General features: G+C 67.2%; 21 protein-coding genes. 8 read left to right on the top strand and 13 right to left on the bottom strand.

Annotated features, from left to right (window positions below; genetic code table 11):
* Window position 1 precedes the first annotated feature (1 nt).
* From AB0N75_RS17550 to nadE, 5 genes are all read left to right on the top strand, one after another.
* Window positions 2-1228, top strand: coding sequence for a substrate-binding domain-containing protein (locus AB0N75_RS17550; protein WP_364652227.1), 1227 nt, complete (start codon window positions 2-4; stop codon window positions 1226-1228).
* Window positions 1229-1348: 120 nt separating this feature from the next.
* Window positions 1349-2197 carry a sugar phosphate isomerase/epimerase family protein gene (locus AB0N75_RS17545; RefSeq protein ID WP_364652226.1) on the top strand — a complete coding sequence of 283 codons (849 nt, stop codon included), beginning with the start codon at window positions 1349-1351 and terminating at the stop codon, window positions 2195-2197.
* Window positions 2198-2283: 86 nt separating this feature from the next.
* A complete protein-coding gene (locus AB0N75_RS17540) occupies window positions 2284-3483 on the top strand; it encodes a Gfo/Idh/MocA family oxidoreductase (RefSeq protein WP_364652225.1) in 1200 nt (399 codons plus the stop codon).
* A complete protein-coding gene (locus AB0N75_RS17535; protein WP_364652224.1) occupies window positions 3473-4468 on the top strand; it encodes a sugar phosphate isomerase/epimerase family protein in 996 nt (331 codons plus the stop codon). Before AB0N75_RS17540 ends, AB0N75_RS17535 begins: the two co-directional genes overlap by 11 nt.
* Window positions 4469-4800: 332 nt before the next feature.
* Window positions 4801-5625 carry an ammonia-dependent NAD(+) synthetase gene (nadE, locus tag AB0N75_RS17530; RefSeq protein ID WP_364652223.1) on the top strand — a complete coding sequence of 275 codons (825 nt, stop codon included), beginning with the start codon at window positions 4801-4803 and terminating at the stop codon, window positions 5623-5625.
* Window positions 5626-5628: 3 nt separating this feature from the next.
* Here the strand turns inward: nadE and AB0N75_RS17525 are convergent, their stop codons facing one another.
* Window positions 5629-6231: a uracil-DNA glycosylase gene (locus tag AB0N75_RS17525; protein ID WP_364652222.1), complete on the bottom strand. Its 603-nt coding sequence runs from the start codon at window positions 6229-6231 to the stop codon at window positions 5629-5631.
* Between the two features lie 180 nt (window positions 6232-6411).
* Here AB0N75_RS17525 and AB0N75_RS17520 point away from each other — a divergent pair, with 180 nt between their 5' ends.
* Both AB0N75_RS17520 and AB0N75_RS17515 read left to right on the top strand, forming a co-directional pair.
* Window positions 6412-7215 carry an exodeoxyribonuclease III gene (locus AB0N75_RS17520; protein WP_364652221.1) on the top strand — a complete coding sequence of 268 codons (804 nt, stop codon included), beginning with the start codon at window positions 6412-6414 and terminating at the stop codon, window positions 7213-7215.
* Window position 7216: 1 nt separating this feature from the next.
* The gene (locus tag AB0N75_RS17515; RefSeq protein WP_364652220.1) at window positions 7217-8041 is read left to right on the top strand and encodes a hypothetical protein; all 825 of its coding nucleotides are present in this window, start codon (window positions 7217-7219) and stop codon (window positions 8039-8041) included.
* Between the two features lie 84 nt (window positions 8042-8125).
* Here the strand turns inward: AB0N75_RS17515 and AB0N75_RS17510 are convergent, their stop codons facing one another.
* From AB0N75_RS17510 to AB0N75_RS17495, 4 genes are all read right to left on the bottom strand, one after another.
* Complete coding sequence (locus AB0N75_RS17510) at window positions 8126-9136, bottom strand: LacI family DNA-binding transcriptional regulator (RefSeq protein WP_364652219.1); 1011 nt, start codon at window positions 9134-9136, stop codon at window positions 8126-8128.
* A gap of 7 nt (window positions 9137-9143) precedes the next feature.
* The gene (locus AB0N75_RS17505) at window positions 9144-10100 is read right to left on the bottom strand and encodes a carbohydrate ABC transporter permease (protein ID WP_364652218.1); all 957 of its coding nucleotides are present in this window, start codon (window positions 10098-10100) and stop codon (window positions 9144-9146) included.
* Window positions 10097-11062: a sugar ABC transporter permease gene (locus tag AB0N75_RS17500; protein ID WP_364652217.1), complete on the bottom strand. Its 966-nt coding sequence runs from the start codon at window positions 11060-11062 to the stop codon at window positions 10097-10099. Before AB0N75_RS17500 ends, AB0N75_RS17505 begins: the two co-directional genes overlap by 4 nt.
* A gap of 93 nt (window positions 11063-11155) precedes the next feature.
* Complete coding sequence (locus AB0N75_RS17495; protein ID WP_364652216.1) at window positions 11156-12505, bottom strand: ABC transporter substrate-binding protein; 1350 nt, start codon at window positions 12503-12505, stop codon at window positions 11156-11158.
* 253 nt (window positions 12506-12758) lie between these two features.
* Here AB0N75_RS17495 and AB0N75_RS17490 point away from each other — a divergent pair, with 253 nt between their 5' ends.
* Window positions 12759-14594: a glycoside hydrolase family 13 protein gene (locus AB0N75_RS17490; protein ID WP_364652215.1), complete on the top strand. Its 1836-nt coding sequence runs from the start codon at window positions 12759-12761 to the stop codon at window positions 14592-14594.
* Between the two features lie 30 nt (window positions 14595-14624).
* On the opposite strand, the gene AB0N75_RS17485 is transcribed toward AB0N75_RS17490, so the two are convergent.
* The 8 genes from AB0N75_RS17485 to AB0N75_RS17450 form a co-directional block, all read right to left on the bottom strand.
* The gene (locus AB0N75_RS17485; protein WP_364652214.1) at window positions 14625-15236 is read right to left on the bottom strand and encodes a hypothetical protein; all 612 of its coding nucleotides are present in this window, start codon (window positions 15234-15236) and stop codon (window positions 14625-14627) included.
* Window positions 15233-15847 carry a hypothetical protein gene (locus tag AB0N75_RS17480; protein ID WP_364652213.1) on the bottom strand — a complete coding sequence of 205 codons (615 nt, stop codon included), beginning with the start codon at window positions 15845-15847 and terminating at the stop codon, window positions 15233-15235. The genes AB0N75_RS17485 and AB0N75_RS17480 overlap by 4 nt, the downstream gene beginning before the upstream one ends.
* Complete coding sequence (locus AB0N75_RS17475) at window positions 15844-16308, bottom strand: hypothetical protein (RefSeq protein WP_364652212.1); 465 nt, start codon at window positions 16306-16308, stop codon at window positions 15844-15846. The genes AB0N75_RS17480 and AB0N75_RS17475 overlap by 4 nt, the downstream gene beginning before the upstream one ends.
* Window positions 16305-16496 carry a DUF2273 domain-containing protein gene (locus AB0N75_RS17470; protein ID WP_136785653.1) on the bottom strand — a complete coding sequence of 64 codons (192 nt, stop codon included), beginning with the start codon at window positions 16494-16496 and terminating at the stop codon, window positions 16305-16307. The genes AB0N75_RS17475 and AB0N75_RS17470 overlap by 4 nt, the downstream gene beginning before the upstream one ends.
* Before the next feature lie 31 nt (window positions 16497-16527).
* Window positions 16528-16932, bottom strand: coding sequence for an Asp23/Gls24 family envelope stress response protein (locus tag AB0N75_RS17465; protein ID WP_364652248.1), 405 nt, complete (start codon window positions 16930-16932; stop codon window positions 16528-16530).
* A 208-nt stretch (window positions 16933-17140) separates the two neighbouring features.
* On the bottom strand, window positions 17141-17437 hold the full coding sequence (locus tag AB0N75_RS17460) for a hypothetical protein (RefSeq protein WP_364652211.1): 297 nt from the start codon (window positions 17435-17437) through the stop codon (window positions 17141-17143).
* 437 nt (window positions 17438-17874) lie between these two features.
* Window positions 17875-18648 (bottom strand): alpha/beta hydrolase, encoded by a 774-nt coding sequence (locus AB0N75_RS17455; protein WP_364652210.1) that lies wholly within the window; start codon window positions 18646-18648, stop codon window positions 17875-17877.
* A 105-nt stretch (window positions 18649-18753) separates the two neighbouring features.
* Window positions 18754-19524 (bottom strand): MBL fold metallo-hydrolase, encoded by a 771-nt coding sequence (locus AB0N75_RS17450; RefSeq protein ID WP_364652209.1) that lies wholly within the window; start codon window positions 19522-19524, stop codon window positions 18754-18756.
* Between the last annotated feature and the right edge of the window lie 110 nt (window positions 19525-19634).

The following is a 19634-nucleotide window of genomic DNA, read 5'->3' as shown; positions in this document are numbered from 1 at the left end:
CATGACGAGGAAACGTCTAAGTACCGCGGTCGCGCTCACAGCGGCCGGCTCGTTACTGGCCATGACGGCATGCACCACCGATCAGTCGATTTCGGAGGACGGCGGCAGCCCGGCCGCGTCGGCTCCGGCGCAGACCGAGGAGGCCACCACGGAGTGGTTCGACCAGGCGCTCTATGACGAACAGTTCGAACAGCGCACCGCCGACTTCGAGGGCGATCCGGAACAGCCGTGGCTGCAGTACATTGCCGGCGACATGACCGACACCGCTGACTTCGCCGCCGAAGGCGCCAAGAAGGTCTGCTTCGCCAACGCGTCCATCTCCAACCCGTGGCGCCAGACCGGCTGGATCACCATGAACCAGCAGCTCAAGGTGCTGCAGGACGAAGGCGTGATCTCCGAGATGGAGACCCGCGACGCGCAGGACGATTCCAACACCCAGATTGCCGACATCGACTACTTCATCAGCGAAGGAAACTGCGATGCCTTTGTGATCTCGCCGAACGCGACGGCGGCGCTGACGCCGGCTGTGGAGCGTGCCTGCGAGACCGGCAAGCCGGTGGTGGTCTTCGACCGCGGCGTGGAAACCGACTGCGCCACCACCTTCATCCACCCGATCGGCGGATTCGCCTGGGGCATCGACACGGCCAACTTCCTCTCCGAAAGGCTGCAGCAGGGCGACAAGGTAGTTGCGCTGCGCATCCTGCCCGGCGTGGACGTGCTGGAGCAGCGTTGGGCGGCGGCAGAGAAGATCTTCGAGGAAAAGGGCATCGAAGCCACCGACTACTTCACCGGCGCCGACCCGACCGAGATCAAGAAGATCATCTCCGACGAGCTGGCCACCGGCGACGTACAGGGTGTCTGGATGGATGCCGGCGACGGCGCCGTCGCAGCGATCGAGGCGTTCGAAGACGCCGGCAAGGACCTCCCGGTGATGACCGGTGAGGACGAGCTGAGCTTCCTGCGCAAGTGGAAGGACACCGGCATCGATGCGCTGGCCCCGGTCTACTCCAACTTCCAGTGGCGCACCCCGCTGCTGGCGGTGCAGAAGATCTTCGCCGGTGAAGAAGTTCCCGCCGAGTGGGTGCTGCCGCAGAAGCCGATCCCGGCCGAGGAGCTGGACGACTGGCTGAAGCGCAATGAAGGCATGCCGGACGGCCACTACGCGAAGTTCGGCGGCGAGGACCTGCCGGGCTACCCGGAGGTCTGGCAGCAGCGCCAGATTCCGTAAAGCAGGCGTGTCCGGCCGGGTGTGGGGGCCCGGCCGGACACGCTCTTCCCGTCCGGACGAGTGTTCGGACGGATCACGCACGGCACCGTGCACGGCAGCAGCAGTTGAGGGAGGTACACCATGGAGCGGCCGATCGGTATCAACACCTGGGTGTGGCAGTCCCCACTGACCGACGCCGTGCTGCCGCAGCTGCTGGCGAAAATCGCCGGGATGGGGTTCGACGCGGTGGAACTGCCGCTGGAAAACCCCGGCGACTTTACCGCCGGCACTGCCTGGGACGTCCTCGCGGCTACCGGTCTGAAGCCCTATCTGGTGGGCGCCATGGCACCGGGCCGCGAATTGGTCCTGGCCGACGCCGGGTCGGTGCAGGCCACCCAGGACTATCTGGCGGCCTGCATCGATCTGGCGCACGACCTCGGCGCCCCGGCCGTGTGCGGGCCGTTTTACGCGAGCACCGGCCGGGTCTGGCGGATCGACGCCGAGGACCGGAATGAGGCGTATCGCCAGCTGCGCGCCAATTTGGCGCCGCTGGCCGCCCGAGCCGAAGCGGCCGGCGTCGTCCTGGGCATTGAACCACTCAACCGGTACGAGACTTCGCTGATTAACACCGTGGAGCAGGCGCTTGAAGCGCTGGAACCGCTGCTCGGCCACGGTGTGGGGCTGGCGTTGGACAGCTACCACCTGAACATCGAAGAACGTTCCAGTTCGGCGGCCATCCGCGCCGCGGGCGAACACCTGGTCCACCTGCAGGTCTGCGGCAATGATCGCGGGGCACCGGGCGGCGACCAGACCGACTGGCCGGCGCTGCTGAAGGCGCTGGACGACGTGGGCTATACCGGCCCGCTGAACATTGAGAGCTTCACGGCGGACAACGCCGCAATCGCCACGGCCGCCTCCATCTGGCGGCCACTGGCACCGAGCCAAGACCGGCTGGCCCAGGACGGGCTGGCGTTCCTGCGGAGCCTCTGACCCGGGCCGCTGGCTTTCAGCCGCCTATGGATCGGGCGCACCACAGGCCGAGCGACAGCACAGACACGAGCACCAAGGAGAAGACGATGACCGCCAATCCGGACGGGCCGCCGCTGGGCGTGGCGGTATTGGGGCACGCCTTTATGGGCAAGGCGCACTCCAATGCCTGGCGCAATGTCTCCGCCTTTTATCCCGGTGGACCCGCGGTGGCGCAGCGGGTTCTGGCCGGCCGCGACCCGCACAGCGTGGCCGCTGACGCCGCCCGGTATGGCTGGGCCGAGGGATCCACCGATTGGCGAGCCGTGCTGGCCCGCGACGACGTGCAGATCGTGGATATTTGCACCCCGGGACACTTGCATGCCGAGCTGGCCGTGGCCGCGCTGGAGGCCGGCAAGCACGTGATCGTGGAGAAGCCGCTGGCCAACTCGGTGGCAGAGGCGGAGCTGATGGCGGCCGCCGCCCGCACCGCCCGGGCCGCCGGCGTGCACGCGATGGTCGGCTTCAACTACCGGCGGGTTCCGGCGCTGGCCCTGGCCCGGCAGCTCATCGCCGAGGGCAGGATCGGCACCGTGCGGCAGGTGCGGATCGCCTACCTGCAGGACTGGCTGGCCGACGCTGCCGCACCGATGACCTGGCGGCTGCGCCGGGAGACGGCCGGCTCCGGTGCGCTCGGCGACCTGGCCTCGCACGCGGTGGACCAGCTCCACTTCCTGCTCGGCGCGCGGGTCACTTCCGTGTCCGCCACGCTCAACACCTTCGTGGACACCCGGCAGGGCCCGGACGGGCCGGAACCGGTGACGGTGGACGACGCCGCGTGGGCCACGCTGCGGCTGGATTCCGGCGCGGTGGCCAGCCTGGAAGTCACGCGGATGGCCACCGGCCGCAAGAACGCGCTGCGGATCGAGGTCTACGGCTCGGGCGGGCACCTCAGTTTCGACCTGGAGCGGCTCAATGAGCTCCACTACTACGACGCCGGTGCGCCGCCAGGGCTGGCAGGTGCGGCCAGGATCCTGGTCACGGAGCAGTCGCACCCTTACCTGCAGGCCTGGTGGCCGCCCGGGCACGTGCTCGGCTGGGACCACACGTTCACCAGCCAAGCCGCTGATTTTCTGGCCGCGGTGGCCGCCGGCTCGGCACCCAGTCCCGGATTCGAGGACGGCCTGGCGGTGCAAAAGGTGCTGGACGCGATGGTGCGCAGCGCCGCTCAGGAGGGCGCCGCCGTCGTTCTGGCCGAACCCGGCAGCCGCCACGACCTTTCAGCGACAGGAGCAACCGATGCCTCGTAACTTCACCCTGTTCACCGGCCAGTGGGCTGACCTGCCCTTCGAGAAGGTGGCGGAACTCGCCGCAGGCTGGGGCTACGACGGCCTGGAGATCGCGGTGTCCGGCGACCATCTGGACGCCTGGCGCTGGGACGACGACGACTACATCGCTGACCGGCTGGGCATTTTGAAGCGCCATGGACTGAAGGTTTGGGCCATCTCCAACCATCTGAAGGGCCAGGCGGTCTGCGACGACCCGATCGACTTCCGGCACCAGGCGATCGTCGGCGAGCGCGTCTGGGGCGACGGCGATCCGGAGGGCGTGCGGACGCGGGCGGCCGAGGAGATGATGCATACCGCGCGGCTGGCGCAGCGACTCGGGGTGAAGACGGTGGTGGGGTTCACCGGGTCCTCGATCTGGCAGTACGTGGCGATGTTCCCGCCGGTGCCGGCGCAGGTGATCGACGCGGGCTACCGGGACTTCGCCGACCGGTGGAACCCCATCCTGGACGTGTTCGACGAATGCGGCGTGAGGTTCGCGCACGAGATCCACCCGTCCGAGATCGCGTACGACTACTGGTCCACGGTGCGGGCGCTGGAAGCCGTGGGGCACCGCGAGGCGTTCGGGATCAACTGGGATCCGAGCCACATGATGTGGCAGGACATTGATCCGGTGTCGCTGATCTGGGATTTCAAGGACCGGATCTACCACGTGGACTGCAAGGATACGAAGCTGCGGATCACCGGGCGCAATACCCGGCTGGGCTCGCACCTGCCGTGGGGCGACCCGCGGCGCGGCTGGGACTTCGTCTCCACCGGGCGCGGAGATGTGCCGTGGGAGGCCAGCTTCCGCGCGTTGGCGGCGGTCGGGTACGACGGCCCGATCTCGGTGGAGTGGGAGGACGCCGGAATGGACCGGCTGCAGGGGGCGCCGGAAGCGCTGGAGTTCCTGAAGCGGTTCGACTTCGAGCCGCCGTCGGTGTCGTTCGACGCCGCGTTCCAGCAGTAGAGGGCGGGGCGGCGGGGCGCGGAGCGCGGAGCTTCGGATTGGCGCGGGCTGGTTCACTCAGGCGGGCGATGAGCGGTTTTTCCTACTCGATCCCATGTATAGGCCTAACTTCCCATGTTTTGGGCGTTCGCGGGCCCCTGACCTGCGGCGATGCCAAGGGAGGCGCCAAAACGTGGGAGCGAAACTGTTGCTCCGGTCCGCCCGCCGCAGCTGTCCACGTTCAGCCCAAACTGTCCACGTTTCGACACGTTGTGGGCCCCCGACCTGCGACGCTGTTCAGGCGGCCGCCCAAACGTGGACACCAGTCGGAGGTCCTCCAGTAGGCTGTGGTCATGCGTGAACTCCAAGCCACGATCATTGACGAAATGGGCGTCCAGCCCTCCATCGAGCCGGCGCAGGAAGTCGCACGGCGCGTCGGTTTCCTCAAGGACTACCTCAAGGCCACCGGCACCAAGGGCTTTGTGCTGGGCATCAGCGGCGGGGTCGACTCCAGCCTTGCCGGCAAGCTCGCCCAGCTGGCCGTGGATGAGCTCAAGGCCGAGGGCGTGGACGCCACGTTCGTGGCCGTGCGCCTGCCTTACGGCGTCCAGCATGACGAGGACGACGCCCAGGCCGCGATGGACTTCATCAAGCCGACGGCGTCATGGACGTTCAACATCAAGTCGGCGGTGGACGGTTTCCAGTCCGAGTTCACGGCGACCACCGGCGAAGAGATCACCGACTTCAATAAGGGCAACATCAAGGCCCGCGCCCGAATGATGGCCCAGTACGCGCTGGCCGGGCAGCACAATTACCTGGTGCTGGGCACGGATCACGGCGCAGAGTCTGTGACGGGCTTCTTCACCAAGTTCGGCGACGGCGCGGCCGACGTTCTTCCGCTCTTTGGGCTGAACAAGCGGCAGAACCGCCAACTTCTGGAACACCTCGGCGCCAGCGACCAAGTGGCGCACAAGGTGCCGACGGCCGATCTGCTGGATGACAAGCCGGGCCGCACGGACGAAGACGAGCTGGGCATCAGCTACGACCACATCGACGAATACCTCGAGGGCGGCACGATTCCGGATGAGGTCGCCGAGAAGATCGAGCAGCGCTACCTGATGACCAGGCACAAGCGCACCACCCCGGTGTCCATCCTGGACAAGTGGTGGCAGAGCTGACGTTCAGCCGACCAAGCCTTTCGCCCGCCTCACTGCCTTACGGAAGTCTTCCTGGTTTTTCTTGCTGATCAGGGCCTTGCCGCCGGGACTGGGTGCCTTGATGACCGTCGGCCGGGTGAACGCACCCATGTGCTTGGTCCACTGAGTCTTGGTGAATGTCCCGCAGAGCACGACTACTTCGAGGCGGGGCAGCAGCCTCAGGACCGACTTGAGCGCCTTGACCCCTGCGATGGTCTGAACCGGTGTCGGCTCGGCGCCGTCCAGGAAGAATGGCACGGTGTTCCATTGCAGGATTCCGTCGTGAAGCTCCGCGTCGTTCCGTTCGTTCCAGCACCGCTCGGCGGCCTGGTCCGGGTTGTCCACTGAGACGAATCCCAGCCCCTCGGCGGTAACGGTGTTGCTTCCGGGGCTGTCGAGCAAGAAGAGTACCCGTGCCGCCGAACCGGCATCCGCCGGGTCAAAATGCGGTACGGGCTCTGTCCGCGTCTTAGCGAATTCTTCCCGCCATTCTTCAAGTTCCTGGATGGCCGGCTCGGTTTGCAGCATGGCTTTCCTCTGCTGCTGTTCGTTCGGATCTGCGAGAGTCTGCGGCTTATCGGCGAACATACCTCCAACATACCCCCGGCCCACGAATGCCACAGTGTCCTCTGCGTAGTTCCACCACCCTGGCTCCCCGTTTCGCCACCGGCCGGCCGCTTCAGGTCCGTGCCGCCGGTTTCAGCTCAACCCTCCCCGTCTCGCCCGGACGAGAAGCGCAGCATGCGCCGTTTGGGTAACGTAGCTGTTGTGAAGATTGCTACCTGGAATGTGAACTCGATCCGTGCCCGCGCCGACCGCGTTGAGGCCTGGCTGCAGCGCTCCGACGTGGATGTCCTGGCCATCCAGGAGACCAAGGCCAAGGATGAGAACTTTCCCTGGGACCTGTTCGAGAAGAACGGCTACGAAGTGGCGCACTTCGGCCTGAACCAGTGGAACGGCGTGGCGATCGCCTCCCGCGTTGGCCTCGATGACGTGGAACGCACCTTTCCCGGCCAGCCGCACTTCGGCAAGACCGAGGAGATCACCGCGGCCGAGGCCCGCGCCATCGGGGCCACCTGTGGCGGCGTGCGGGTCTGGAGCCTGTACGTTCCCAACGGCCGGGCAGTCGACGATCCCCACATGCCCTACAAGCTGAACTGGCTGAAGGTCCTGAAAGAAGAAGCCGCCAGCTGGGTCCAGGCCGACCCCGCGCTGAACCTCGCCCTGATGGGTGACTGGAACATCGCGCCCACGGACGACGACGTCTGGGACATCGAATGGTTCCGCGCCCAAAACGCCACGCACATCACCGAGCCGGAGCGCTCCGCGTTCCGTGCCTTCGAAGAGGCCGGATTCGTGGACGTGGTCCGGCCGCACACGCCCGGTCCCGGCGTCTACACCTACTGGGACTACACCCAGCTGCGCTTCCCGAAGAAGGAAGGCATGCGCATCGACTTTATTCTGGCGTCCCCGGCGCTGGCCGCCCGGGTCAGCGGTGCGATGATCGACCGCGAGGAGCGCAAGGGCAAGGGCGCCTCGGACCACGCACCGGTCATCGCGGAGCTGGATTGAGATGAAGTTTCCGTACGTCTCCTACCTGCGGGTCTTCGAACCACTTGACGTGTTCGACGACGACCAGCAGCTGCTCATCATGAGCCAGCGCGGCCGCGGCCGGGACGTGACGGAAAACCTGGACCGCGGTGACTCGCTGCGCCGGATCACGCGCACGGTGTCCGACCCGTTCCCGCACACCAGCGAGGACCTGATCCGGGTATTGCATTACCCGACGACGGACGGCATCACCGCCCCCCGCTACTGTCCCAACCAGCTGGCCGTCCGCAGTACCTTGGCCGCCGAATCGCTCTCCAGCAGCCTGCGGGACCCGCTGCTGGGGCTGCTGGTGCCGGAGGCCGCCCGCGACGCCCAGCAGTCGCGGCTGGATCCGGACAACTTTGTGGAATCGCTGGCCAAGCTGCACACACGCAGCTCTACCTGGGGGATTCCGTTCGGCTGGTTCGTGCTGTTCCGAGAGGACGACCACACCGAAAGGGTGGAGACCGACCACACGCTGCAGACCGTCCGCCTGGCCGCCCCGGTTCCTCAGTGCATTGACCGTGCCCGTTACGCGGCGGCATCACTGGCCGTGGCAGCCCCGGGGCTGGATCTGCTGGAAGAACTGACCGAGCTGATCGAATGGCTGGAGACCTTCACCGCCGATGCCATCGTGGAGCTGGACTACGGCCGCGTGGCCGAGCTGGTCTACCCGGACGAATCGCCGTCGGACGTACACGCCGGCATCGAATCCCTCGCCGACGGGGACATGACCGGCGCCGCTGCCGCCTACCGCCGCCTGGCCGGCCGCTGGATCAAGATCCGCCAGCTGGCTCGCGCCTCCTGACCGTCAGCCCACAACCAACGTAGGCCCTGACGGCTGCAGCCCACCGCCGCGCGTTCCTCCCGCACCGCGCCCTACGGGCCAAATTTACGACGGCGGTGGGCCGGTTGACGCCCTGACCACCAGCTCGTGCGGCTGGATCCGTGGCACGTCCACGCGTGCCTTGCCCTGCAGTTCAGCCAGCAGCAGCTCTGCAGCGTAGGCCCCCTGCTCGTCCGGCCGCTGCCGGACGGTGGTCAGGCCCATCGGTTCGGCGAACTCGTGGTCGTCAATCCCCACTACGGAGAGGTCCTGGGGCACCCGAAGCCCTCGTTCGTGCGCGGCCAGCAGCGCTCCGAAGGCCATCTCGTCCGCGGAGGCGAAGATCGCCGTCGGCCGCTCCCCCGGAGCATCCAGCAGTTGGCCAGCGGCAGTCTTGCCGCCCGCGAACCGGAAGTCCCCCATGGCCTGCCATTCCGGCCGGACCGGAAGCCCGTGCCGGGCCATCGTGTCCCGGAAGGCCTGCTCGCGCCGGCGCGGCACGTCAAAGTCGATGCCGTAGGCGCCACCACCCTGCAGGTGGGCAATCCTGGTGTGACCGAGCGAGATGAGGTATTCCACCGCGTCGGTGGCCGCGGCGGCGTCGTCCACGCTGACGCTGCGCAGCCCGTCCACGTGGCCGCCCACAATCACATTGGGATACTCCAGCGCCTGCAGGTCGGCCAGCTCGTCCGGCGTCAGCTGCATGCACATCACCAACAGCGCATCGATCCGCTTGCGCAACATGGAACGGTGGAACACGCGTTCGCGGTTGGTGCCGGTGCCGCCCAGGCTGAACACGATCAGGTCGTAGCCCGCAGCCCGCAGCGCCCGGTCCACGCCTTCCAGTGCGGACGCAAAGTACCAGCGCTCGATCATCGGCAGCAGCACGCCCATAGCCATGGTGCGGCCGGACGCCAAGTGGGCTGCCGACGACGACGGCTCGTAGCCCAGCGACTCGGCCGTCTGCAGCACCCGCTCGCGGGTGACCGCGGAAACCCCGGCCAGCCCGCGGAGGGCACGCGACACCGTAGCCGTCGAGACTCCGGCGGCCCGGGCGACGTCGTCGATCCCGGTCACGGCGCGCTCACCCCTTGAGGCCACCCGCCAGCAGGCCGCGGACAAAGTAGCGCTGCAGGCCGAAGAACACCGCCAGCGGCACGATGATGGAGACAAACGCCCCTGCCGTCAGGCGGTGCCACTCGTCGCCGCGGGTACCGGTCAGCTCCGCCAGCCGCTGCGTGATCGGCGCGACGTCAGTGGTTCCGCCGGAGAACACCAGCGCCACCAGTAGGTCGTTCCAGACCCAGAGGAACTGGAAGATGCCGAAAGCGGCGATCGCCGGCACGGACAGTGGCAGGACGATCCGCCAGAAAATGGTTGCGTGTCCCGCACCGTCCACCCGTGCCGCCTCAATGACTTCGCCGGGGATTTCGGAGATGAAGTTGTGCAGCAGGAAGATGGCCAGCGGCAGCGCGAAGATGCTGTGCGCTATCCACAGCTGGGCGTAGGTGCCGGACGGCAGCAGCTGGAACTCGCCGATCTTGAGGTTGATGAACAGCGAGAGCAGCGGGATCAGCGCCATCTGCAGCGGCACAATCTGCAGCGCGAAGATGAAGATGAAGAGCGTGTCCTTGCCGCGGAAGCGGCCCCAGGCGAAAACATAGGCCGCCATGGAGGCGATCACCAGCGGAATGATGGTGGCAGGGATGACGATCGCCAGCGAGTTGATGAAGTACTGGCCCAGGTTGGACGCGGAGCCACCCCCGGACGCCAGGACCTCGGTGTAGTTCTCGGTGGTGAACTCCAGATCGCCCAGCACGTTCCACCAGCCGTTGGCCTGGATGTTGCCTTCGGGCCGAAGCGAGGAGACGAACAGGCCGAAGGTCGGCACCGTCCAGATGACGGCAATGATGATGGCAGCCGCGGTGGCGCCGCGCGAGGTGAGGCGCTTTTTGACCCGCCGGGCGATCGGGACCTGCGGTTCAGCAGCTTTGGCCACGGCCGCCTCGGGAGCGGCCGGGATGGCGGGCGTTGCGCTCATCGGATTTCCCTCTGCTTCTTCAGCTGCCGGGCGTTGTACAGCACGATCGGGAGCACCATCAGGAACAGGATCAGCGCCAGTGCGGCGCCACGTCCCGGTTCGCTGGCGCGGAACGCCTGGGTATACATCTCGTTGGCCACCACCGAGGTCTCAAAGTTGCCCCCGGTCATGGTCCGGACAATGTCGAAGACCTTCAGCGTGCCGATGGTGATCGTCGTGACCACCACGATCAGTGCCCCGCGGATGGACGGGATGGTGATGGAAAAGAACTGTTGCCTGGCGCTGGCCCCGTCCAGCCGGGCCGCCTCCACAATTTCGGTGGGAATGCCCTTGATCGCCGCGGAGAGAATGACCATGGCGAAACCGGTCTGGATCCAGACCATCACGGCGATCAGGAAGAAGGTGTTTTCCGGCGCGTCCAGCAGGAACTGCTTAGGTTCGCCGCCGAACCACACCAGGATCTGGTTCATCAGACCGATCTGCTCGCGTTCGGCCCCGCGATAGGTGTACATGAACTTCCAGATCACGCCGGCGCCGACAAAGGAAATGGCCATCGGCATGAAGACCAGGGCCTTGAGTGCCTTCTCGCCGCGGGCGCGGTCGATGAATACGGCATAGGCCAGCCCAATACCGGTGGACATCAGCGGCACCAGCACAACCCACAGCAGCGTGTTCCTCAGCGTGACCAAGGCTTCGGGCTGGGTAAACATCCAGACGAAGTTGTCCAAGCCGTTGGGCGTTCCGTTGCGGTCCGTGAACGCCAGGTAGGTGGTCTGGATGGCCGGCCATATCAGCCCGATGGCCAGCAGCACGACGGCGGGGGCCAGGAATCCGATGACCGTCGCCTTATCGCGGAACGTCTTCGGGGCCCGGTCCACCAACAGCATGATCAGGGCGATGATCGCGGCAAAGATTGCCAGCGCGATCACTACCTGCACAAGCTTTTCGCCAACGTCTTCCATGGCACTTACCTCCTTGGTGCGTGGAAGGGAAAAGTCGCGCCGGCCGTGCCGCCTGCAGTGGTCACAGACGGCACGGCCGGGCTACGGAGCGGCTTAGTCCGAAGGCCAGCTGGCTTCGATCGAGTCGACCACTTCCTTGGTGGACTTGCCGTTGATCCATTCCACAACGCCGCTCCAGAAGGAGTTGGCGCCCACCGCACCGGGCATCAGGTCCGAACCGTCGAAGCGGAAAGTGGTGTCCTCCGACTGCAGCAGTTCGATGGATTGGCGGTCCAGGTCGCTGGTGGCCAGCGCCGGGTCAAGGCCCTTGTTGGCGCTGATTGCGGCGCCCTGCTCCACCCGGTTGTTGGCGAACTCAGGTGAGGCCATGAACTGCAGGTAGGCCGAAACCTCTTCGCTTTCGGTGTAGGCCGCCACGAATTCGCCGCCGCCGGTGATGGCGCTGGCGCCGGCTTCCTGGCCCGGGGTGATGAAGGCCCAGACGTCGCCGTCCTCGGCCACGTTGGTGCCCTCGGGCCAGTTGGCCGCCTGGAAGGTGGCCTGGTGGTGCATGGCACAACTGCCGTCGATCACCGGCATGCCGCCGTCGTCCACCGAGGTGGAGATGATGGAGCGGACATCCCCGATGCCGCCGTTGACGTAGTCCTCGGTCTTCAGGATGTCGCCCACCGCGTCAAACGCGTCGGCCACCTTCGGATCGTTGAACGGGATGTCGTGGTTGACCCACTGGTCGTAGACCTCCGGACCGGCCTGGCGGAGCAAGGCGTCCTCGATCCAGTCAGTGCCGGCCCAGCCGGTCGCGTCGCCAGATTCAAAGCCGGCGCACCAGGGCTTCATGCTGCCCTCGTCCGCGATGGTCTTGGTCAGCGTCATCATCTCGTCCCACGTTTGCGGGACCTCCCAGCCCTTGTCCTTGAAGGTGGACGGCTGGTACCAGATGTAGCCCTTGACGCTGGCCAGCATCGGAGCGGCGTAGAAAGTGCCGTCGATCGTGCCGTAGGCCTTCCAGTCCGCGGACCAGTTCTCGTCCACCAGGTCCGAGACTTCCTGCGGTGCAGGCTTGAGGTTTCCGGCGCGTGCCTGCGCGGCCAGCAGGCCGGGCTGCGGGATGATGGCCACATCCGGCGGGTTGCCGGCCTGGGCGCGGACTTGGAGTTGCGTCTCAAATTCATTGGATCCCTCGTACACCACGTCGATCCCGGTGCACTGCTCAAAGTCCACCCAGGACTGCTCCAGCTTGTCCTGCTCGGTATCCGTGATGGTCGAGTAGACGCTGACCTCGGCACCGTCAAAGGTGCCGTAGGACTCGTAGGCGGCACAGTCGGCGGCCGCTTCGGACCCGCTGGACTCTTCCGTGCTTCCCCCGCAGGCGGAGAGTGTCAGTGCCATGGCGCTGAGCGCGGCCAACGGCAGGATGGCCTTTCTGGAGCGTGCAATGTGCATGATGTGACTCCTTTGTCCGGTGGCCGCACAGACGCTGATAGGTCAGAAGGAAGCCACCTAAGTACCAATCTGGTAACTGGTAACGTAAACGCTTACTAAGTGTGCGGCAAGACACATTTTTGCAAGCTGGCCGCTTCGATATCGAATCGTGATCTAGACCGCCTTGTCGGTCGCCGGGCGACCGCGGCTGCCTACGCGGTCGCGAAGATCATTAGGCTGGAAGTGGTCCTGACCCGCGAGCCGAGGAGTGTTAATGGCTGCAGCATCCGTACCGTGGTGGCGCGACGCCGTCATCTACCAGATCTATCCGCGCTCGTTTGCGGACAACAACGGCGACGGCATGGGCGACTTGGCGGGCATCAGCGCCAAGGTCCCCTACCTGAAAAACCTGGGCGTGGACGCCATCTGGCTCTCGCCCTTTTACGTCTCCCCGCAGAACGACGCGGGCTACGACGTGGCCGACTACCGCGACGTCGATCCGCTCTTCGGCACGCTGGACGACTTCGACTCCCTGCTGGCACGCACACACGAACTCGGCATGCGGGTGATCGTCGACCTGGTTCCCAACCACACCTCCGACCGGCACGAGTGGTTCGTCAGCGCCCTGGCGTCCGCCCCGGGTTCGCCCGAGCGCGCCCGCTACATGTTCCGCGACGGTAAAGGCCCGGACGGAGCCGAGCCGCCGAACAACTGGCAGTCCGTGTTCGGCGGCAACGCTTGGACCCGGACCACCGGCCCCGACGGCGCGCCGGGCCAGTGGTACCTGCATCTGTTCGACTCCACGCAGCCGGACCTGAACTGGGAGAACCCGGAAGTCCAGGCGGAGATGGTCTCCGTCCTGAGATTCTGGCTGGACCGCGGCGTGGACGGCTTCCGGATTGACGTGGCCCACGGGCTGGTCAAGGCCGACGGCCTTCCGGACTGGGCTGCGAAGACCTCGATGGTGGCCGGCAACGAGCGGCTGCCCGGCGAAGACGCACTGATCGACGACGACGGGGTTGCCGTCGGCCAGCCGGCCGGCGCATCGCCGGCCCCCGATGCCCGCCCCGCCCGGGAGCAGGTGCTGGAACCGGCCGAGAGCATCCAGGACGCGGCGCTGCAGCAGGCAGCCGACCCGGAGGAAGCGACCGTTTACCCGGACACGCCACCCTACTTCGATCAGGAAGGCGTGCACGAGATCTACCGGGAATGGCACAAGGTCTTGGCGGAGTACGACGGCGACCGCATGCTGGTGGCGGAAGCCTGGGTGGAGCCGGCCGAGCGGCTCTTTGCCTACGTCCGGTCGGACGAAATGCAGCAGGCCTTCAACTTCGACTTCCTGCTGGCCGGCTGGGATGCCCAGCGGATGGCCCGCAGCATTGATGACTCGCTGGCGGCGGCGGCTGCGGTGGGCGCGCCGAGCACCTGGGTGCTGTCCAACCACGACACGGTCCGGCACAGTTCACGCTACGGACTGACCGACCCCACCACGTTCCCCAAGGGCATCGGTCCGGAGGACGAACAGCCCGACGAGGAACTCGGTTACGCCCGCGGCCGTGCCGCCGCGCTGGTCATGCTGGCGCTGCCCGGGTCCGCCTACGTTTACCAAGGCGATGAGCTGGGCCTGCCGGAGCACACCACCCTGCCGGCCGGGGTGCGCCAGGATCCGGCGTTCTTCCGCACCGGCGGCGAAGAACGCGGCCGCGACGGCTGCCGCGTTCCGCTTCCCTGGCGGGCGGAAGCGCATGGGTTCGGCTGGGGCTCCACGCAGCATGAACCGTGGCTGCCGCAGCCGGAGGGGTTCGCCCGCTACGCGGTGGACCGGCAGCTGGGTGTGCCCGGTTCCAGCTACGAGCTGTACCGGGCGGCGCTGGGCCTGCGGGCCGAGCGGAAGCTGGGCCAAGGCGGCTTCGAGTGGGCGGTGGAGCACGATCCGGCATCCGGCGTCTTGAGCTACCGGAACGGCACGGTTCAGGTGCTGGCCAATCTGGGCAGCTCAGCGATCCGGTTGCCCGCGGGCGCTTCGGTGCTCGTTGCGTCGACGGACCGAACCGCCGACAGCGGCTCGCTGGCACCAAACGCCGCCGCCTGGCTGGCCACCGGACACTAGCCCCGTCCCCGCCGATTCACCTGAGAGTGGTCAGCGGACGCGGTCCGCGCGGACCAGCCGCGAGCGGGCGCCGGCCACCAGGTGGATCACCACCGGGAAGCTCATGCCAAGGGCGAGGTCCAGCGCTTCCACCAGATCGGAGACGTCGTCCGCCACCGCCTGCGGGGATACACCCAGTCGGGGCACCACCCGGATGCGCAGGGCTCCGCCGCCGTCGTAGTCGTAGGCGGTAACTGTTGCGTGCAGGATGCTGTCGCGTTCCAGCAGGGCGGCCCGCAGCGCCTGCTCGGCCACGCCGGAACTGAGCTGGACAGCGCCGGGCGCGCCGTCGCCGTCGAAATCGGCAGCAATGGTGCCGGTGCGGCCCTTGCCCTGCTGCGCGACCCAGGCGATCATCAGCAGCACCAGCAGGAGCAGCACCAGGGATGCGACGATCCAGAGCCAGCTATCCCGCTGGCCGGGCAAAGTAGTGGCGTCCAGCACCGTCTGCAGGTTGGCGCCGGCCTGTGCCGTCACGGCATGCCACCATCCCGCGAGCGCCGGAACCAGTGCCAGCGCCAAAGCGGTGCCACCGGCCAGCATCAGGAGCAGGCCGAGGAGGGTGATCAGGACCCGGTTCAGGGTCCGGGGGGTCTGGTTCACTGCCCCACCACCCCGGAACTGGAGACGAAGACGCGCACCTGCGGGACCGGACTGATCCGCGCCCGGCGGACTTCGTCCTCCACCGCCAACTGGATGGCATCGGCGTTCACCGGAATGCCGGACGTGGGCCGCAGCCGGACGTCCACCAAGCTACGCGAGACCACCACCAGCACCTGCTCGCGCGTCACCTGCGCCTCGGTGCGCGCCCGGCGCGCCAGCGAGGAAGCGAGCACTTCATCGTCCACCACCACAACGCCCCGGCGTCCGGGGATGCGATGGCGGTGCAGATGCCCCGGCAGCACCCCCTGCAGGAAAAAGAAAAGCCCCAGCAGCAGGATCAGCGCCCCGGACGCAGCCAGGACGGCTGGTGCCACATTGCCCGGCAGTTGGTTCAGCCAGCCTGCCATCTCTTCCGGATCAGCCAGCCAGGACGGCTGCCCTATCGCCTTCAAGGCGGCTTCGAGCAGCAGGTACAGCCCGGCCAGAGCAATGAGGACGGCGGCAATCACCGACGCCGTGGCCCGGGAACTGCGCAGTTCCCGGTTGGCCAGGCGCTCATCGGCCAGATGCTCGCTGGCCGGACGGTCGCGTTCAACTTCGGCGTGGCTCACCGGACCCGCCCCCCTTCCTGCACGCGGATGCCGGTGACTCGAATGTCCACCCGGCTCAGCTGCGTACCGCTGATCCGCGAGACCTCCGCCAAAATTGCCCCCTTGGCGGCGTGTGCCCGGTCCCAGACCGAACCGCCGAAACCGGCCACCAACTGGGGGTCGAGCAACACCCGGTTCAGCGAGGGGATGCCGACGGGAAGCGCCAGGGACAGGGCGAGCGAACCGGCGTCATCACTCCAGGTGGCGCGGACCAGCCCCGGCGAGATTCCCAGCACCCGCGCCGCGGCGCCCTGGGCGGTGCTGGTCAGGGCCTGCGTGCTGACCCGGGTGTGTCCGGCGTAGCCCTCCGCGGGCGGCCCTGCAGGTTCTGACGCCGAAGGTTCTCCGTTCGGGCGGTCAAACGGCGCCGGTCTGGCCGGGCGGGGAGGCAGTTTCTCGGCGGGCACGGCGCGGTCCGTCATGAAGACGAGCGTCGTCCGGTCAATGCATCGCGGATGCTGCGCCAGTCGAGTTTTCCTTCCGCGGCGCGGCCCAGCAGCGCTCCCACCAAGAGGAACACCGCCATCAGCAGGAATCCCCAGAAGTGGAACACCAGCGCGGCCCACGCCAGAACCGCGCCGACGGCCATGCCGACCACCGTGTAGCTCATCCTTGCCCCTCCTACCGATCCGCGCATCCTGTTACTGGGCCACCTGGCGGACCGGCTTCTCCGCCGGCGCCTTGGGGTCCAGCCCAGGCACGTGCACGTCGTTGATTTCCACGTTCACTTCGACCACGTCCAGCCCCACCAATTGCTCGACGGCGGTGTACACCGCCGCGCGCACGCTGCTCGCCAGCTCGTGCAGCGGCTTACCGTAGACGGCCACCAGATTGATGTCCACGGCTACCTGGGTCTGACCGACCTCCACGTTCACGCCCTGGCCGGCGTCGCTGCCACCCACCACGTCGCGCAGCGCGCTCAGGGCGCGCGCGGTGCCGCTGCCCAGTGCATAGACCCCGGGAACGGAGCGGGCGGCAACCGCCGCCACCTTGGCCACCGCGGCTTCGGAAATGGTAGTGCGGCCCGGAGCAGCCGGGACCACCATAGCCGAGTCGGGGAGCAGAGCCGGGTCAAGCTCGGCCTGTTCCGGCACCTGCAGGTCCGGCAGTTCCGTACCGCCCGCAGGGGTGACGGCAGGTGCGGAGACGGGGACTTGCCCCGGAGCATCTCCGACGGATGGGGCGGGCGGCCGATCCTCGCTGTGCATCTGTTCTCCCTGGCGCTGTGCTGACTCTCAGGGCAAGCCTAACGCCTCATTCCCCGCAGTGTTCGGCCAGCCAGTCCTGCACCGGCTGCAGCGCTTCAGCGAACGCGGCGACGTCGAAGTCGCGGTCGGGTGCTGACTTCTTCAGCAGCCGCTCGACGCGGTCCAGATCATCGGTGAGCTCGGGCGGCACCTTGCGGCTGAATTCGTCCAGTTCAACCTGTAAGGACTTCAGGTCGGAGTCCTTCACTCCGGTCATGAAGCCCAGCGGGACCAGCAGGAGCGAGGCCACGTTGGCGGCCACCGCTGCGCAGGCGTCGGCTCGGTCTCCGTAACGGCCCCACACGTGGGCGCCTTTGTCTGCTCCGGCGTCGCCCTTGGCGTCAGTGGAGCCCGACGACGGTGTTGGGCTGGGCGACGCCGGGGCAGGTTGACTGTCGGCCGGCCCAGGTGAAGTGAGTGGTTCGGCAGGGGCAGTCGGTACCGCGGTCGGCGCAGAGGGGGCGGGCACCGGCGTCGTTGTTTCCCTTGCAGAGTCAGCGCCGCTGCACGATGTCAGCATGACGGCCGTTACCATGCCGCTGGCTGCAATCTTCAGAAGGGCCTGCACTACGCTCCTCGCTCCCATCGTCCCCGGTCAGTGCCTCATCAGGTGCAGGCGGCACTCGTAATACCCATCCATGGTATGCCGGTAATCCTGAATGGAGGCTGGGAACGGGCTGTGCCGGGCGCAAAGCCGATGCGAAGCCCCGGCCGCCAGCCTGTGCCGGGGCTTCGGGCAGGTCAGACCGGAAGCAGCGTCCGGGGCAGCACGGCCTGATCCGCCAGCCAATCCTCCAGCGTCCGGTTGAAGAGTTCGGGACGGTTCATCGGCCACTCGTGCGGGGACTTCGGCGCCAGCCCGCCGCGGGCGTCCGGCATCAACCCGGCCAGCACGGAGACTGACTCGCGGGCCTGCCGCGGTTCTTTTTCTCCGGCGGTGACGAGCACTGGGCAGTCGGCGTGGTCGAGGCCCTCGACGTTGGTGCCGACGAAGATCTCCGAGATGATCGCGCGGTATTGCTGCGGGTCCAGCGGCTGGTTCCGCGCCAGGTACTCAGCTATCTGCTCCGGCCCGAGCCGCAGGTACTTGGCCGAGGCCCGCCACAGGAAGCGGTTCTTGGTCAGGCCCGCGAGGGCAAGCTGCGCCTTCAGCATCCACCGCGGCACCGGGAGCACCAGCACCCCGGTCAGCAGGGCGGTCCGCACCAGTTCCGGACGTTGTGCCAGCAGCCGCAGCCCAACGTCCCCGCCCATCGAGAGGCCGACCAAGTGGACCGGCTGGTCCGAGACGGATTCAATCAGTTCGGCGACCAGCTTGGCTGTCGTGTCTAGATTCTCCCAGCCCACGCCGCTGCTGGCGCCATGGCCCGGCAGGTCCGCGGCTAGGCAGCGGTAGGACGTGGAGAAGTGCTTCATTTGCTGGTGCCAGGTGATGCCCGGCCAGCCCGCCCCGTGCAGGAAGATGATGGTTTCGGCGGACTCGGGCCCGGAGGCCTCGAAGGCAAGGTTCGGCATCAGCCCACTGTAGCGGCGGCGGAATCGCCGCGGGGAAGACCGGGCGAATGCATGATGAACTGCGAACTGAATCCCGGCGGGGCGCGGCCGGCGCCCCGCCCTTGTCTAGAGGGACAGCTTTTCTCCCGGGGTGGGGATCCGGAGCAGGCCGTCGAGACCGGCGGCAGCAAACTCGGTGCGAAGTTCGCCGTGCCCCTCGCTGAAATGCTGCCAGCCTTCCGCATGGACCGGCATGACGGCGGCCGCTTCCAAGACGCGGGCCGCTTCAGCCGCGTCTTGGGCAGTCAGAGTCAACGCGGCGTTGTCGAAGAGGCCCACCCGCGCAGCGCCGGCGAAGAGAACCGCAAGACCGATCGGTGCGAACCGTTTGGCAACGGCGCCGACCACCTCCAGCGACGCGTTGTCTCCGCTCACATAGACGGTCGGGAGGTCGGATCCTGTGAGGACGAAGCCCGTTACCGTACCGGTCACCGGCTCACATCCTTCCGGTCCGTGCTGCGCCGGGACGGCGGTGACGGTGACGGTGGCCTTGTCCGGAGCCTCGAGCACCGACCGCTCCCACGGAGCCACGCCGGTGACCGTTGCAATACGGTCCGCGGTCTCCAGCGTGCCGAGGACCTTGGTGCCGCCGCCTTCCACCAACCGCCGGCCGGATGTGTCAAGGTTGTCGGCGTGCTGGTCATGCGAGAGCAGGATCACGTCCACTGCCGGCAGGTCGTCGACCCGGATGGCCGGCCCGGTCGTCTTGACCAGGGTTCCGGCCGCCCCCTGGTACTGCCCGGGATCATCGAAGGTTGGGTCGGTCAGGAAGGTCCAGCCGCCGTACTCAAGCAAGGCCGTCGGGCCCCCCACAAGGGTGAATGCCGTTTCGCTCATGTGCCTATGTTCCCGCACTGAGCCTGTTGTGGACAGTGGTGGCCGTGGATGGTTCCTGACAGACCCAGCAGGCACAATCGGAGCCAAGGACGGCGACTATCCCGCCCTCA

This window comes from Arthrobacter sp. NPDC089319 (genome assembly GCF_040684925.1).
GTDB lineage: Bacteria > Actinomycetota > Actinomycetes > Actinomycetales > Micrococcaceae > Crystallibacter.
Note: the sequence above shows the minus strand (reverse complement) of the source record. Positions and strands in the feature narration are given on the sequence as shown.